We start from the raw sequence: 15,698 nt of genomic DNA, 5'->3' as shown, positions 1-15,698 counted from the left end.
TCGGCGGTGGGCGGCCCCAGTGGTTTTCCGCCGGTGCCCGCCCGCCTCGTACGCTGGGCCGCGATGAGACGGAAGACGCGCGTCCCGCCCGCTCCCCTGCCGCAGCGCCGCGGGGTGGACCCGGTGCGGGTACGGCTGCCCGCAGCGGGGGCGTGGGCCACGGTGCGTGAGCATCTGGTGGAGCGGCTCTCGGGAGCCGGTGACGGGGTCGTCGACGGGATGTTCGACGCGGGGCTCGTCGTCGGTGCGGACGGGCGGGCCGTGCCGGCGGACGCGCCGTACGTGCCCGGGATGCTCGTGTGGTTCCACCGGGAGCTGCCCGACGAGGTGCCGGTGCCGTTCCCGCTGGAGGTCGTGTACCGGGACGAGCACATCGTCGTCGTCGACAAACCCCACTTCCTCGCCACCACCCCACGCGGCAGCCATGTCGCCGAGACCGCGCTGGCCCGGCTGCGCCGCGAGCTGGACATCCCCACGCTCACCGCCGCGCACCGCCTGGACCGGCTCACCGCCGGCCTCGTGCTGTTCACCGTGCGCCCCGAGGAGCGCGGCGCGTACCAGACGCTCTTCCGCGACCGGCTCGTGCGCAAGGAGTACGAGGCCGTCGCCCCGTACGATCCGGGCCTCGCCCTGCCTCGGACCGTACGCAGCCGGATCGTGAAGGAGCGCGGCGAGCTCACCGCCCGGGAGGTGGCGGGCGAGCCCAACGCCGTCAGCCGCGTCGAGCTCGTGGAACACCGCCCGGACGGGAGCGGCGGGCTCGCCCGGTACCGGCTCGTGCCCGGCACCGGGCAGACCCACCAGCTGCGCGTGCACATGGCCGCGCTGGGCGTGCCGATCCTCGGTGACCCGCTCTACCCCGAGGTCACCGCACCCGGGCCGGCCGGTGACTTCCGGCGCCCGCTTCAACTGCTGGCGCGGGCCCTGGAGTTCACCAACCCGGTCACGGGCGGGGAGCACCGGTTCCGCAGCGGCCGGGTGCTCGCGGCCTGGGCGTCGTACCACCGGTGGGCCGCCGGGACGTACGACGGCCCGTCGGACGGTCAGTAACCGCGCCACCAGCTCAGGAAGCGCTGCCAGACGCCCTTGCGGCGGGCCGGTTCCTCCGCCACCGGCTGCGCCTGCGGCGGTACGGGGGCCGGCTGGGGTTGCGCCGGGGCCGGGGCCGGCTGCGGCTGTGCGGCGACCGGTACCGGCTGGGGCTGCGGCTGCGGCTGCGGCTGTGTGATGCCGATCTGCCAGTCGGAGCGCTGGGCGGGGACGTGGTTGTGGTTCGGCGTCTCCGTGATGTCCTGCGGCGGCTTGGGCGCGAACGTCACCGGCAGAGCCACGAGGTGCCGGGAGGCGATGGACGCCGTCCAGCGCAGCTCGTCCTCGTCGCAGTCGAGTTCGACGTCCGGCAGTCGCATCAGCAGCGCGTCGACGCCGACGTCCGCGATGGAGCGGCCGATGTCCTGGCCGGGGCACTCGTGCGGGCCGCCGCCGAAGGCGAGGTGCGACCGGTTGCCCTGCATGCTGGCCTTCAGGTCCGGCCGCACCCGCGGGTCGACGTTCGCCGGCAGCGGGGCGAAGAGCAGCCCGTCGCCCCGGCGGATGCGCTGCCCGCCGAGCTCGGTCTCCTGCTTGGCGAAGTAGGCGAAGACCGTGCTGAACGGCGGCTCGTTCCACAGCGACTGCTCCACCGCCTCCGGCACCGTCATCTGGCCGCCGTTGAGCTGGGCCCGGAAGCGGGGGTCGATCAGCACCGTCAGCAGCACGTTGGACAGCAGGTTGGCGGTGGCCTCGTAGGCGGCGAAGAGCACCAGGCGCAGGTGCTCCCTGACCTCGTCGTCGGTCAGCCGGGCCGGGTGGGTGATCAGGTAGCTGGCCAGGTCCTCCTCCGGCTGGGCGCGGCGCCGGACGGTGAGCCGGCTCAGGGCGTCCATGACGAAGGTGTGGCTGGCGATCGCCGTCTCGGTGCCCTTGAGCGCGTCGCGGGCGGCCTCGACGAGACGGTCGCTGTACTCGTCGGGCATGCCGAGGATCTCGCACATGACCGCCATCGGCAGGTGCTCGGCGAACTGGCCGACGAGGTCGGCCTCGCCCTCCTCGCAGAAGCGGTTGACGATGGCCTGCGTGCTGCGGTTGATGTAGCGGCGCAGGCTGCGGAAGTCGATGGTCGAGATGGCGCCCTGAACCGCGCCGCGCAGCCGCTTGTGCTCGTCGCCCTCGGCGTGCGAGGCGATGGGCTGCCAGGCGATGTGCGGCATCAGCGGGTGATCGGGCTTGACCAGGCCGTCCCTGAGCGGGGTCCAGATACGGCTGTCCCGGCAGAACTGCGTGGGCGAGCGCACCATGTGCAGGTTCTCGGCGTGGCCGAGCACGATCCAGATCGGTACGTCGTCGTGGAGCAGCACGGGCGCCACGGGGCCGTGCTCCTTCCGCAGCTGCTCGTACAGCCCTGCCAGGTCCTCCGACTCGTGCAGCCGGTGCAGCCCTCCGGGCCCGGGGCCGTGCGCGGGGCAGCCGGGGGGCGGGCCGGCCAGGGGGGTGTCCGTACCCGTCGAGGCGTGGGATTCAGGCGTCACAGTGGTCGCTCCGAAACTTTCCAGGTGTCTGGGGGGAAGTGTGGGATGGGACGGACACGGATCAGGTGAGCGAGCCCGTCATGGCGAGCGAGTGCAGGAAGCGCATGAGGGTCATCAGGACGTCGCGGCTGGAGGCCCGCCGCCGCGCGTCGCACTCCATGATCGGGATGTCCGGGGAGAGGTCGAGCGCCGTGCGCAGTTCCTCGATGGGGTAACGGGGCGCGTCCGGGAAGGAGTTGATGGCGACCACGAACGGCACGCCGCGTTCCTCCAGGCGCCCCATGACGTCGAAGCTGACCTCCAGGCGGCGGGTGTCGACCAGCACCACCGCGCCGAGCGCGCCCTCGAACAGCCCGTTCCACAGGAACCAGAAGCGCTGCTGGCCGGGTGTGCCGAAGAGGTACAGCACGAGCTGGTCGGTGATGCTGATCCGGCCGAAGTCCATCGCCACGGTGGTGGCCGTCTTGGACGCGGAACCGAAGTTGTCGTCGACACCGATGCCGGCCTGCGTCATGGTCTCCTCGGTGGTCAGCGGTTTGATCTCGCTGACCGAGCCGACCATGGTCGTCTTTCCGACACCGAAGCCCCCCACGATCACGATCTTGGCCGCGGCCTGTGCCGTGTGTGGCAACTGGTCCTCGGCCCGGGGGCCCGGGATGGTGTCAGAGCCTTTGAAGTCCATTCATCACCGCTTCGAGGAGGGAACGGTCGGGGAGCGCCTGGCGCACGATCGGGGAGCGCGCCGTCACCAGATCCGCCGTCAGCAGCTCGGTGAGCAGCACGCCCATGGCGCTGAACGGCAGGCTGAGGTAGGCCGACAGCTCGGCCACGGAGAGGGGGGCGGCGCAGAGCCGGAGCAACGCCGCCTGCTCGGGCGAGGCGGAGGGCGGCGGGTCCGCGGCACGCGCCACGATTAACGTCACCAGGTCGAGCTCGGCCCGTTCACCGTCCGGGCCGGCCACCACGTACATGCGCTCCGGGTTGCGGACCTTGCCCTCGCCCTCCTCGGGCTTGGGCGGTTCCGGGGCGGGTTCGCGCCTCTGGCGTTGGGGAGGCGTCATACGATCTGCCCGTTCCGCCGGGGCGGACTGGTCAGATGGCCGCCGATGCGGACGACGAGGTCGCGCATCATCGCGCTCATCCGGCCGGGTTCGCACCGTACGTCGGAGAGCACCGCGAGGAAGGCGTTGGCTCCGGCGCTCATCAGGTAGAAGTAGCCGCGGTCGATCTCGATCATGACGAGTTTCATCTCGCCGTCGCCGACGCTGAGTTCCTGGCAGACGCTGCCCGCGAGGGACTGCAGGCCGGCGCAGGCCGCGGCGACCCGGTCGGCCGCGTCGGGCTCGCCGCCGTAGCGGGCGATGCGCAGACCGTCGGCCGACAGCACCACGATCATCTCGATGCCCGGCACGCCGTCGGCGAGTTGCTTGAGCATCCAGTCGAAGTTGCCTCGCTGCTGGATCACTTGAGGTCCCCCTCGTCATCGGCCTCGGTGGGGGCCGGGTCGTTGAGCAGGTGCAGGTACTTGGTCGGGTTCCGGATGAAGTCGGTGGGGTGGGTGCCGGGCTCGATGCCCTGCTTGAGCCCCTCCCAGAACGCCTCGAGGCCCTTGCCGGGGGCGTCGGGGGCGTTCATGTCGCGCAGGGGCTTGGGCTCGGGCTCGGGTGTCGCCCAGGGGTTCGCCTCGCCCCGTGCCGCGGCCTCCCGGTCTTCCCGGTCGTAGGCGGCCTGCTGGGCGATCCGCTCGGTGAGGGACGTCTTCACCCGGCTGCGGCGCTGCGGCAGGCCGTTGGGCGTCCACTCGGTGACCACGGGGACGTCGTCGTCCTCCAGGGAGACCGTCTCGGGGATGCGCGGGTTGGTGGGGCGGCGCTTCTTGGGCGTGCGCTTCGGGCCCTCGGGGATGCCGACCGGCATGGGGATGCCGGTGGCGCCGATGCCGTGGGCGAGTCCGACGCCGGGCTCGTGGGTGACCATCTCGCTCGGCACGATGAGGATGGCGCGGACACCGCCGTACGCGGAGGCGCGCAGCGAGACCTGCATGTTGTACGCCGAGCAGAGGCGACCGACGACGGCGAGGCCGAGGCGCGGGTGCTCGCCGATGTCCTGGAGGTCGACGCCGGCCTTGGCGGCCTCCAGCATGCCTTCGATCCGGGCGCGGGCCTCCTCGTTGAGGTTGACACCGCCGTCCTCGATCTCGATGCAGACGCCGGTCTGCACCTCGGTGGCGGTGACGTGCACCTTGGTCTGCGGCGGCGAGTAGCGCGTGGCGTTGTCGAGGAGTTCGGCGGCGGCGTGGATGACCGGCTCGACGTAGATGCCCTTGACGCTGATCTTGGCGATGGAGGACAGCTGGATGCGCCGGTACTCCAGGATGCGGGACATGGCACCGCGAAGCGTGCTGTACAGGGACACCGGCTCGGGCCACTGCCGTCCGGGGCGGCCGCCGCCGAGCACGGAGACGGAGTCGGCGAGGCGGCCGATCAGGGCGTTGCCGTGGTCGATGCGCAGCAGGTCGTCGAAGACCTCGGGGTTGCGACCGTGGTCCTCCTCCATCTCCCGGAGTTCCTCGGCCTGCTGGTGGATGATCGCCTGGACGCGGCGGGCGACACTGACGAACGAGCGCGCGGCGGCGTCGCGCATGGTCACTTCGCGGTCGACGATCTTCAGCACCGTCAGCAGCGTCTCGGCCTGCGGCGCGGGCAGGTCGCGGTACTCGGGGTTGGCGAGGCCGAGCTTGCGAATCACCTCCCTGGGGGATTCTCCGGTGCTCAGCAGCCGGAGCGCCGCGGGGATGATCTCCCGCGAGAAGCGGACCAACTCGTTCTCGTGGGCCGCGATCCGCTGTTCCAGATGCGCGGTGTGCCGGGCGTGCTCGCCCCGCTGCTTGCGCAGGGCACGGCCGCGGCGCACCGCCTCGGCCGCCGTCGCGATCACCAGCACGGTGGCGATACCACCGCACCAGCCGACGGCGAGCCGGGCCGGCGCCGTCACCAGGGCGACAGCGACTCCGGTCGCCGCGGCCATCGCTATGGCCGGCAGCAGCAGGACGCGCGCGTAGGGAAGTTCACGGCGACCGGGAGGGGATTGAACACTCACCATGTGGGCCCTCTGAAAGGAGTCGGCTGGGGTTCGGGAGGACTTGCAGGGGGGTATGTCATGAAGCTGTAGGACTCTTCCGCACATTGGGGAACAAGCGCACGAATTCATCTCAAGCCGGTGCGCTGCGGGCGAGCTTAGTCCGACCGGATCATCGCCGTGTCATATTCAGCAACTGCCGGAAACCGGTCGCGAAGGGATAGTACGCTCAGTCGTTTACACGCTGCGACACCGTTCGAATACGAAGGGTAGTTGCGAACGGGCATACGAAAGTCCCTCACCGTCACGAGTGAGGGACCTTCAGAACAACGTACCTTCAGGTGCGCGGGGAACTGCGCGAGCAACCACGAACCACCGGCACCCGCGCGACGACATCACCCCACCGACGAGTAGGCGACAACCCCCCGCAGCAACAGATCAACGGCCTTACGGGCGTTCTTCACCACAGAAGACCCCTGCGGCGCCGCCGCCGCGATCTGCCCCAGCACGTCAATGACCTGCTTGCACCACCGCACGAAGTCCCCCGCCGGCATCTCCGCCTCGCGCAGCACCTCGTCGAGCCCCTTCCCGGAGGCCCACATGTACGCGGCCCAGGCGAACCCGAGGTCCGGCTCACGCTGCCCGACCCCCTCGGTCTGGCTGATCCGGAACTCCTCCTCCAACGCGTCCAGCCGCCCCCAGATCCGCACCATCTCGCCCAGCGCGGCCTTGGCCTTGCCCGACGGCAGCTTCGGCGCCAGCGCGTCGTCCCCGACGCGCGCCTCGTACACCAACGCCGAGACGCACCCGGCCAGTTCGGCCGGGCCGAGCCCCTCCCAGACGCCCTCGCGCAGGCACTCGCTGGCGAGCAGGTCCAGCTCGCCGTACAGCCGCGCGAGCCGCTTGCCGTGCTCGGTGACCTCGTCACCGCGCAGGTAGTCCATCTCGGTCAGCAGCGCGACGATCCGGTCGAACGTCCGCGCGATGGTGTTCGTACGGCCCTCGATGCGCCGCTCCAGCTGCGAGGTGTCCCGCAGCAGCCGGTGGTAGCGCTCGGCCCAACGGGCGTGGTCCTCACGGTCGCTGCACCCGTGGCAGGGGTGCGCCCGCAGCGCGGTCCGCAGCCGGGCGATCTCGCGGTCGTCGGCCGCCTGGGAGCGCCGCTTGCGGTGCCGGTCGGCCGGGATGTGCCCGGCCTTGGTGCGCAGCGCGGACGCGAGGTCCCGACGGGACTGCGGGGAACGGGGGTTGAAGGACTTCGGGATCCGCATCCGCTCCAACGGCTCGACCGGCACCGGGAAGTCGATGGCCGCCAGCCGCTTCACCTGCCGCTCGGCGGTCAGCACCAGCGGGCGCGGCCCGTCGTGGTGCTCGAATCCGCGATGGCCGTTGGAACGGCCCGCGGGCAGGCCCGGGTCAAGCACCAGCGCCAGACCCGCGTACTTGCCGGTGGGCACGTGGATGACGTCACCGGGCTTCAGCTTCTCCAGCGCGACGGCGGCCTCCGCGCGCCGCTGGGCCGCGCCCTGCCGGGCCAGCTCGTTCTCCCGGTCCTTCAGTTCACGGCGCAGCCGCGCGTACTCCTCGAAGTCGCCGAGGTGGCAGGTCATGGAGGCCTTGTAGCCCTCGAGGCCCTCCTCGTTGCGCTGCACCTGCCGGGAGATCCCGACGACCGACTTGTCCGCCTGGAACTGTGCGAAGGACGTCTCCAGCAGCTCGCGCGAGCGGTGCCGGCCGAACTGCTCGACCAGGTTGACCGCCATGTTGTACGAGGGCTTGAAGCTGGACCGCAGCGGGTACGTGCGCGTGCCGGCCAGGCCCGCCAGGTGCTCGGGGTTCATCCCGCGCTGCCACAGCACCACGGCGTGGCCCTCGACGTCGATGCCGCGCCGCCCGGCCCGCCCGGTCAGCTGCGTGAACTCGCCCGGGGTGATGTCCGCGTGCTGCTCGCCGTTCCACTTGACGAGTTTCTCCAGCACCACCGAGCGGGCGGGCATGTTGATGCCGAGGGCGAGGGTCTCGGTCGCGAACACGGCCTTGACCAGGCCGCGTACGAAGAGCTCCTCGACGACCTCCTTGAAGGTCGGCAGCATGCCCGCGTGGTGGGCGGCGATGCCGCGCTCCAGGCCCTCGAGCCACTCGTAGTAGCCGAGGACGTGCAGGTCCTCGCGCGGGATGGACGCCGTGCGCTCCTCGACGAGGGAGCGGACCTGTTCGCGTGCCTCGTCGTCGTTCAGCCGGAGGCCCGCGTACAGGCACTGCTGGACGGCGGCCTCGCAGGCGGCGCGGCTGAAGATGAAGGTGATGGCGGGCAGCAGCCCTTCGGCGTCGAGCCGCTCGATGACCTCGGGCCGGCTCGGCGTCCACACCCGGGAGCGCTGTCTGCGCTCACGCTCGCGGTCGGCCTCGCGCAGCCGGCCACGCCGGCGGTCCTGGAACGACGGCCGGGTCGCCTCCATGCGCGCCATGCGCGTGAGGTCGGGGTTGACGGCCTTCTTGTGGCCCTCGCCCTCCTCGAACAGGTCGTACATCCGCCGCCCGGCCAGCACGTGCTGGAACAGCGGTACGGGCCGGTGCTCGGAGACGATCACCTCGGTGTCGCCGCGGACCGTGTCGAGCCAGTCGCCGAACTCCTCGGCGTTCGACACGGTCGCCGAGAGGGAGACGAGCGTGACCGATTCGGGGAGGTGGATGATCACCTCTTCCCAGACGGCTCCGCGGAACCGGTCGGAGAGGTAGTGCACCTCGTCCATGACCACGTAGCCGAGGCCGAGCAGCGTCTGCGAACCGGCGTACAGCATGTTCCGCAGGACCTCGGTGGTCATCACGACCACCGGGGCGTCGGAGTTGACACTGTTGTCGCCGGTGAGCAGGCCCACCTTGTCCGTGCCGTAGCGGCGGCACAGGTCGGCGTACTTCTGGTTCGACAACGCCTTGATGGGTGTCGTGTAGAAGCACTTCTTGCCCTGCTGGAGGGCGAGGTGGACGGCGAACTCGCCGACGATCGTCTTGCCGGAGCCGGTGGGCGCGGCGACCAGCACGCCCTTCCCCGCTTCGAGCGCCTGGCAGGCCTCGATCTGGAAGGGGTCGAGGCCGAAGTCGTACATCTCGCGGAAGGAGGCGAGCGCGGTGGCCTGCTCGGCAGCGCGCTTGCGGGCTGCCGCGTACCGCTCGGCCGGTGAGAGATCCTCTGTCATCGTGCTTTCGAGCGTACCGGGCCGCACTGACAACAGGACGATCATTATCCGGATCCGTTCCTGTGAAACCGGGGATCGGCGCAGCTCAGGGGCAGCGCGGCTCAGGGGCCGACGACCCGCACGCCCCCGCGTACGCAGCGCGCGGTCAGCGGCAGCGGACCGAGCGGCTCCCCGTCGGCGTAGCCGGTGACGTCGTCGGCGGTGATCTCGACCCGGGCCGCCCGCAGCACGGTCACCTTCGGATGCTCGACGTGACTCCCCCGGTACACCCGCGGGAACACCCGCAGCAGCGTCGTACGGTCGCAGTCCCCGACCACGGTGATGTCGAACAGGCCGTCGGTCAGGTCGGCGCCGGGGCAGATGCGCATGCCGCCGCCGTACGACGAGCCGTTGCCGACGGCGACGAGGGTCGCCTCGACCTCCCGGATCTCGCCGTCGTCGAGCCGGATCCGGTAGGGGACGGGCCGGAACGCGGCGAGTTCGGCGATCATCGCGAGGTCGTACTTGAAGCGGCCTGAGGGCCACCGCATGCGGTTGCCCCGGTCGTTGACGCGGGAGTCGAAACCGGAGGCGAGGACCGTGCCGAACCAGCGGTCGCCGGCCTGACCCAGGTCGATGTCGTGGATCCGGCCGCACTTGAGGGCGTCGGCGATCATGCGGCCCGCTGCGGCCGGCTCGCGCACGGGCAGACCGAGGGCGCGGGCGAAGTCGTTGCCGGTGCCGACGGCGACCAGGCCGAGCGGGGTGCGCGTGCCCGCGACCGCCCGCAGCGCGAGGTTGGCCATACCGTCACCGCCGACGGCTATCAGCGCACCGGTGCCGCCCTCGACGGCGGCACGCGCGCGGGTGAGGGCGTCCGCGGCGTCGACGCCGAGGACCGTACGCACCGAGAAACCGGCCGCCCGCAACGCGGAAGCGGCCGGCTGCGCCGCGCGGGCGCCCCGGCCGCGGCCCGCGGTGGGGTTGACGAAGAGGGTGATCTCGCTGGTCACGCGACTGACCCTATGAGCTGCCCGCGGATCTTCAGGTCACGTCGTCATAACCGTTGACCCGGTCCGTGCGGTCCCCGCTCGCCTGCTCGGGCAGGGCGGCGCGGCTGGTGGTCACGGGCTCGATCTCGCCGATGTCCTCGGGCGTGAGGTCCAGCTCGGAGGCCTCGTCGTCGGCGGGGCCCAGGGCCTCGCGACGGCTGCGGCGGCGGTCGTTGAGGAGGGAGAAGGCGACTGCGGCGAAGTAAAGGATCCAGATCGGCGCCGCGAGGGCCAGCATGGTCAACGGGTCGGTGCTGGGCGTGGCGATGGCCGCGAACACCGTGATGCCCATGATCATGCCGCGCCACCAGCCGAGCATGCGCTTACCGGTGAGCACACCGGTGAGGTTGAGCATGACCAGCAGCAGGGGCAGCTCGAAGGAGAGGCCGAAGACGAGCACCATCCGCATGACCAGGTCGAGCAGGTCGTCCAGCGGGAGGAGGTTGGACGTGCCGCCCGGGGTGAACTCGAGCAGCACCTTCGCGGTGGTGGGAAGGACCGTGTACGCGAAGTAGGCACCGACGATGAACAGCGGGGCGCCCGTGCCCACGAAGGCGTAGGCGTACTTCTTCTCGTGCCGGTGCAGACCGGGCGCGACGAAGGCCCACAGCTGGTAGAGCCAGATCGGCGAGGCCAGCACGACGCCGGCCATCAGGGACACCTTCAGCGCCAGCGTGAAGGGGGTGAGCAGACCGTTGATGGTGATCTGCGCGCACGGCTTCGAGCCCGGCTGCGATTTGGCCAGTTCCGCGAAGGTCTTGTCACAGCCGACCGAGTCGAGGATCGGCTTGGTGATCAAGTTGATGATGTCGTTGTAGAAGAAGGCGGCGAAGACCGTGACGACGACGATCGCCAGAATCGCCTTGGCGAGCCGGTTGCGGAGCTCGCGAAGGTGCTCCGCGAGGGGCATCCGCCCCTCGGGATCCCTCTCCTTTTTGCGGGCAGACTTCAGCAACCCACGTTCCCATCTCGTGCGGCGGGCCGGAGGTCACCGGCCCTGCGTCAGCGCTTGGTCGTGTCCGTCGGCTCGTTGACCGGGCGCGAGCTGGTCACGTCACCGGGAGCGGCCTGGATGGTGCGCTGCGAGGGCTCGTCGGTGTTGGGCGGGCCGGCCGGGGTCGTGGACGACTTGCCTTCGTCCTTCATGGCCTTGGCCTCGCTCTTGAGGATGCGGGCCGACTTGCCGAGCGACCGAGCCATGTCCGGAAGCTTCTTCGCGCCGAACAGCAGGATGATGACGACGAGGATGAGAATGATCTCGGGGGCTCCGAGCCTTCCGAACATAAGTCTTTACCTTCTCACCGAGGCGGCTGTGGTGGGGTGCTGTCCGACCGGTCGGACATGTGTCCGAACGATCGTGTTGACAGCGATCGTAACGCTCAGGGGTGAACGTGGGGCAATCCCTCTGCATCCCCTGTGCGTACTCCCGTCCGCGGCCAGTGCCTCGTTAACCGGGCCGCGACCAGCAGCGTACCTGTCCGAACCGCCGAGGTGACAGGGCGAAGTGTCCCAAAGCCAGACTCACAGCCGCCTGCCGGACAGCTCACAGGGCGTCCACGGAGCGGGCCGTGCTCTCCGCCGCCCGCTCCAGGTCCTCCGCGGCCCGGTTGATACGGCGCGCCGAGTCCGTGACCTGGCTGCCCAGGCGCTGTGCCTCGACGAAGACCCGCACGGCGAGCACCCCGAGCACGGCGAGACCCACGAATCCCACGGCAATCGCGAACATCGGCCAGAACATGACGCCGAGCCTAGACCCTTCCGACGGGCCGGATGCCCCGGCCCACTAGACGGTGGAGTGCAGCCGCAGGGTGCGCACACCGCCGCCGGTGAGCAGTTCCACGATCCGCTCCCCCGCGGGCTTGCGGACAGCAGCGCCGCACTCAGGGCAGGTGAAGGAGTAGAAAGTGGTACGGCTCGTGGCGCCGATGGCGAGGCGCAGGGCGCCCGCGGTGAGCTCGAAGCGCTCCCGGCAGTCCGGGCAGCCCGCCCGGAACACCACCGGGGTCACGCTTCTCATCCCGGAGAACGCGGACTCCACCGTCATGCCCATGGCACCGGACGTCACCGACTCGCTCACAGCCCTGGCTCCTCTTTCTCGGGTCGTTCGCCTCCGGGGCGCCACGGCCGGTGTCGCGGGACGGCCGTGTCCGGCCGTCGACGCCGGTGGCACCCGCGGCTCACTCGCGTCTGCCGTCCGGCCCGTCCGCGACGGCGTGCACCGCACGCGGCCCGCCCGCACCAGCGGCCTCCGCCCCGCCGGCCACCGCCACCGCCTCGATCCCGTCGTACGCCGCCAGCGCCTCGCGGGCCGCCTGCCGGGCGCTGTCCGCCAGCTCGGGCGGCGACACGATGCGGCCGTCACGCCCGAGCCGCAGCGCCAGGCGCCGCAGCGACGTCGGGTCGGGGGTCCGCAGCGTGATACGCAGCCCGCCGTCCGCGAGCTCGTCCGCACTGTCGTGCGGGTAGTACTCGGCGACCCAGCGGCCGCCGGGCCCGACCTCGACCACCACCTCCGGGTCCTCGGCCGCGGGCTGCACCAGCGCCTCGGACAGGTCCCGCAGCTCGATCTCCGGCGGTGCCGACGGTTCGTCGAGGATCTTGATCTCGGCGACCCGGTCGAGCCGGAAGGTGCGGCGCGCCTCCGAGCGGCGGCACCAGGCCTCGACATAGGTGTGTCCGACGCTGACCAGGCGGATCGGGTCGATCTCCCGCTCGGTGACCTCGTCGCGGGCGGGCGAGTAGTAGCGGATCCACAGCCGGCGGCGCTCGGCGATCGCCCGGTCGACGTCCGCGAAGACCCCGCCCTCGGACTCGAAGGTCACCGACAGCCGCGAGCTGGCGCCCGCCGCCTCGCCGGCGGCGGTCTCCACCTTGGCCGTCGCCCGCAGCAGCGCCTGGCGGTCGCTCTCGCGCAGGCCGGGCAGGGTGGCCACGGCCCGGGCGGCGACGAGCAGGGCGGTGGCCTCGTCGGCGGCGAGCCTGAGCGGCTCGGCCGCCTCCGCCGCCAGGGCGGCCGGGTTGTGCCACCAGATGCGCTCGCCGTCGGTGTCGATGTCGAGCAGGTCGCCGCCGCGGAAGCTGGTGCCGCACATGGGCAGCACGTCGAGGTCGGAGACCAGCTCGTCCTCGGTGATGCCGAAGGCGCGCGCGACGTCCTCGACCCGGGCCCCGGGGCGCTCCCTCAGATACGTCACCAGGGAGAGCATCCGCCGGGTCTGGTCGATGGCGTTCACGGGCCTGACCGGTTTGCCTGCCACTGTCTCGTCCGCTCCCCCTCAGCCCTTGGCCACGGCCCGCAGCCGGTCCACCACGTCGGCCCGCAGCTCCGCGGGTTCCAGGACGACCACGTCCGGCCCGAACTCCACCAGCCAGGCGTCCAGACCGTGGCCGTACGGAATCTCCAACTCGTCCCAGCCGTCACCGAGTTCCCGAACCGAGGTGGCCTTCGCCCGAAGGGGGTACCCCGCGGCCGAGCGCAGCCGGATCCGCGCCGAACGGTCGGTGATCTCCCCGGCCCAGCTCGCGACGGTCTCACGGACGGTGACGACGTCCGGCACGTCAGCGGTGTACCGGCCGCCGCGCGAGCGGACCTTGCCGGTGATCCGGGACAGCCGGAAGACCCGCTCGGCACCCCGGTCGCGGTCCCAGCCCGCCAGGTACCAGTGGCCCCGCCAGCACTCCAGCGCCCACGGCTCCACGTGCCGCTGCTCGGGGTGGGCGGCGGTGGCCTTGCGGTAGTCGAACACGACGGGCCGGCGGTCCCGGCAGGCGAGCATCAGCGGCTCGAACGCCGCCTCGTGCACGGGGATGCGCGGCTCCAGCGCGCCGTGCGCCCCGTACGGGTCGACGTCCTCGGGGAGTCCCGCCGCGCGCAGCTTCTGGAGAGCGCCGCTGGCGGCGCCGGCGAGCCGGGCCTGCTGCCACACCTTGGCGGCGAGCCCGAGTGCGGCGGCTTCCTCGGCGTCCAGGGTGATGGGCGGGAGGCGGTTGCTGTCCCGGCGGGCCAGATAGCCGACCTCGCCGTCGAGGCTCTCGACGGTCTCGATGACCAGTCCGAGTTCGCGCAGGTCGTCCTTGTCGCGCTCGAACATGCGGTTGAAGGAGTCGTCGTTGCCGCCCGCGCCGTTGCCCGGCCCGAAGGCCTCGACGTAGGCCTCGATGGAGTCGCGCAGCTCACGCTTGCTGAGCGGCCGCCGCGTCCCGAGCAGACACAGCGCCAGATTCATCAGCCGCTCGGCCTTGGCAATGGCCATCGACGCGCTTCGCCTCCCTATGGTGCTTGACGACGACGACCGTACCGCCCCGCGGTGGCCCGGCAAAAGCCGAGGGCCCATGCCCGAACAGGCATGGGCCCCACGTGATCGAGTCTGTTCGGATCCTGCTCAGACCCCGAGCAGGTCGACCACGAAGATCAGCGTCTCGCCCGGCTTGATCAGAGGGGACGGGCTCTGGTTGCCGTAGGCGAGGTGAGCGGGGATGGTCAGCTGACGGCGGCCGCCGACCTTCATGCCCTGCACGCCCTGGTCCCAGCCCTTGATGACCCGGCCGCCGCCCAGCGGGAAGCGGAAGGGGGTGCCGCGGTTCCAGCTGGCGTCGAACTCCTCGCCCGTGCTGAAGGCCACGCCGACGTAGTGCACGGTGACGGTCTGGCCCGCCTGCGCGACCGGGCCGTCGCCTTCCCAGATGTCCTTGATCTCGAGGTCCGCCGGGGGCTCGCCGCCCGGGAAGTCGATCTCGGGCTTGTCGATGCTCACGTCTCTAGCTCCTGCTTGTCTGCGGAAAGGCGAACACGCACAGTCTTACATCCCACGCGCGTCACAGCTTCGCGAGGATGTCCACCGAAAAGACCAGCGTGGAGTCCTTCTTGATACCGCTGCCCTGCGGCGGGTTGTCCCCGTAGCCCAGCTTCGGCGGGATGACGATGAGGACGCGGCTGCCGACCTTCTTGCCGGTCAGGCCCTGCGCCCAGCCCTTGACGACCTGCTGGAGCGAGAACGACACCAGCTGCTTGTTGGCGTACGACGAGTCGAACTCCTTGCCGCCGTCCCACAGCACGCCCTTGTACTGCACGAGGACGCTGTCGGCGGCGGCGACCTTCTCGCCGTCGCCCTCCAGGACGTACTCCGCGACGAGCTTCTTCGGGGCGGCTGCCTTGGGCACCTCGATGGAGGGCGCCTTGCCGTCGGTGTCGGTGCCGACCTTGGGCAGGTCCGCGTCGTCCTGCGGGACCTCCTTGCCCTTGGCGGAGCTCTTGGCGTTGAACGTGTCCTGCACGTCGACGACGAAGACCAGGGTGTCGGTGCCCTTGATGCCCGCCTGCGGGTTGCCCTGCGAGCCGTACCCCCAGGTGGGCGGGACGGCCATCTCGACACGGCTGCCGGCCTTCTTGCCGGCCAGCGCGTACCGCCAGCCGTCGATGATCTGGCCCTGGGTGAGCTGGATGGCCAGACGGGCCTTGCGGTCGTAGGAGTTGTCGAAGACCTTGGCGGTGCTCCAGACCTGGCCGAGGTAGTTCGCGACGACGAAGTCGTTCTCAGCGACGGTCTTGCCGCTGCCCGCGACCAGGGTCTTCACCGCGAGCTGCTTCGACGGCTCTCCGCTGCCCTTGGCGATCGTCGGCTTCTCGTCGAACTTCGTGCCCGCGGTGACCGCCGGCAGCGGGCCGTCGACGATCTTCGGCGGCGGGGCCGCGGACGGGGCCGACGCCGAGGGCGACGGGCTGTCGCTGGCCTTGCTCGAGTCGGACTTGTCGTCGCCGCATGCGGCGAGCGTGGCCAGTCCAGCGGGTACGGAGATGAGAAGTGAGCGTCGGCGCACTGTGGGGG

General features: G+C 71.0%; 16 protein-coding genes. 1 reads left to right on the top strand and 15 read right to left on the bottom strand.

Features of this window, described 5'->3' with window-relative positions; genetic code table 11:
* Positions 1-63: 63 nt before the first annotated feature.
* On the top strand, positions 64-1,050 hold the full coding sequence (locus MQE23_RS35435; RefSeq protein ID WP_243381262.1) for an RluA family pseudouridine synthase: 987 nt from the start codon (positions 64-66) through the stop codon (positions 1,048-1,050).
* Here MQE23_RS35435 and MQE23_RS35430 read toward each other — a convergent pair.
* The 15 genes from MQE23_RS35430 to MQE23_RS35360 form a co-directional block, all read right to left on the bottom strand.
* Positions 1,044-2,567, bottom strand: a complete 1,524-nt coding sequence (locus MQE23_RS35430; RefSeq protein ID WP_243381260.1) for a cytochrome P450 — start codon at positions 2,565-2,567, stop codon at positions 1,044-1,046. The two genes, MQE23_RS35435 and MQE23_RS35430, sit on opposite strands and share 7 nt — an antisense overlap.
* Before the next feature lie 61 nt (positions 2,568-2,628).
* Positions 2,629-3,249, bottom strand: coding sequence for an ATP/GTP-binding protein (locus tag MQE23_RS35425; RefSeq protein ID WP_010045315.1), 621 nt, complete (start codon positions 3,247-3,249; stop codon positions 2,629-2,631).
* A complete protein-coding gene (locus MQE23_RS35420; protein WP_020271418.1) occupies positions 3,230-3,628 on the bottom strand; it encodes a DUF742 domain-containing protein in 399 nt (132 codons plus the stop codon). The genes MQE23_RS35425 and MQE23_RS35420 overlap by 20 nt, the downstream gene beginning before the upstream one ends.
* Positions 3,625-4,032, bottom strand: coding sequence for a roadblock/LC7 domain-containing protein (locus MQE23_RS35415; protein ID WP_020271419.1), 408 nt, complete (start codon positions 4,030-4,032; stop codon positions 3,625-3,627). The genes MQE23_RS35420 and MQE23_RS35415 overlap by 4 nt, the downstream gene beginning before the upstream one ends.
* A complete protein-coding gene (locus MQE23_RS35410) occupies positions 4,029-5,669 on the bottom strand; it encodes an ATP-binding protein (RefSeq protein WP_020271420.1) in 1,641 nt (546 codons plus the stop codon). Before MQE23_RS35410 ends, MQE23_RS35415 begins: the two co-directional genes overlap by 4 nt.
* A gap of 371 nt (positions 5,670-6,040) precedes the next feature.
* Complete coding sequence (locus tag MQE23_RS35405; protein ID WP_243381258.1) at positions 6,041-8,887, bottom strand: DEAD/DEAH box helicase; 2,847 nt, start codon at positions 8,885-8,887, stop codon at positions 6,041-6,043.
* 56 nt (positions 8,888-8,943) lie between these two features.
* Positions 8,944-9,834 carry a diacylglycerol kinase gene (locus MQE23_RS35400; protein WP_020271422.1) on the bottom strand — a complete coding sequence of 297 codons (891 nt, stop codon included), beginning with the start codon at positions 9,832-9,834 and terminating at the stop codon, positions 8,944-8,946.
* Positions 9,835-9,865: 31 nt separating this feature from the next.
* Positions 9,866-10,828 (bottom strand): twin-arginine translocase subunit TatC, encoded by a 963-nt coding sequence (gene tatC / locus MQE23_RS35395; protein WP_037668084.1) that lies wholly within the window; start codon positions 10,826-10,828, stop codon positions 9,866-9,868.
* 47 nt (positions 10,829-10,875) lie between these two features.
* Positions 10,876-11,157 carry a Sec-independent protein translocase subunit TatA gene (gene tatA, locus MQE23_RS35390; RefSeq protein WP_020271424.1) on the bottom strand — a complete coding sequence of 94 codons (282 nt, stop codon included), beginning with the start codon at positions 11,155-11,157 and terminating at the stop codon, positions 10,876-10,878.
* Between the two features lie 259 nt (positions 11,158-11,416).
* A complete protein-coding gene (locus MQE23_RS35385) occupies positions 11,417-11,611 on the bottom strand; it encodes a hypothetical protein (protein ID WP_020271425.1) in 195 nt (64 codons plus the stop codon).
* 45 nt (positions 11,612-11,656) lie between these two features.
* Positions 11,657-11,950 carry a hypothetical protein gene (locus MQE23_RS35380; RefSeq protein ID WP_020271426.1) on the bottom strand — a complete coding sequence of 98 codons (294 nt, stop codon included), beginning with the start codon at positions 11,948-11,950 and terminating at the stop codon, positions 11,657-11,659.
* Between the two features lie 100 nt (positions 11,951-12,050).
* Positions 12,051-13,130 (bottom strand): WYL domain-containing protein, encoded by a 1,080-nt coding sequence (locus tag MQE23_RS35375; RefSeq protein WP_243381256.1) that lies wholly within the window; start codon positions 13,128-13,130, stop codon positions 12,051-12,053.
* Positions 13,131-13,148: 18 nt separating this feature from the next.
* On the bottom strand, positions 13,149-14,126 hold the full coding sequence (locus tag MQE23_RS35370) for a WYL domain-containing protein (RefSeq protein ID WP_020274868.1): 978 nt from the start codon (positions 14,124-14,126) through the stop codon (positions 13,149-13,151).
* Between the two features lie 129 nt (positions 14,127-14,255).
* Complete coding sequence (locus MQE23_RS35365; protein WP_020274869.1) at positions 14,256-14,627, bottom strand: FKBP-type peptidyl-prolyl cis-trans isomerase; 372 nt, start codon at positions 14,625-14,627, stop codon at positions 14,256-14,258.
* 61 nt (positions 14,628-14,688) lie between these two features.
* Positions 14,689-15,690, bottom strand: coding sequence for an FKBP-type peptidyl-prolyl cis-trans isomerase (locus MQE23_RS35360; protein WP_020274870.1), 1,002 nt, complete (start codon positions 15,688-15,690; stop codon positions 14,689-14,691).
* Positions 15,691-15,698 lie beyond the last annotated feature (8 nt).

It is taken from the genome of Streptomyces sp. HP-A2021 (assembly GCF_022807935.1).
Taxonomy (GTDB): domain Bacteria; phylum Actinomycetota; class Actinomycetes; order Streptomycetales; family Streptomycetaceae; genus Streptomyces; species Streptomyces afghaniensis.
The sequence above is the reverse complement of the archived record's forward strand: the minus strand, read 5'-3'. Positions and strand labels throughout refer to the sequence as shown.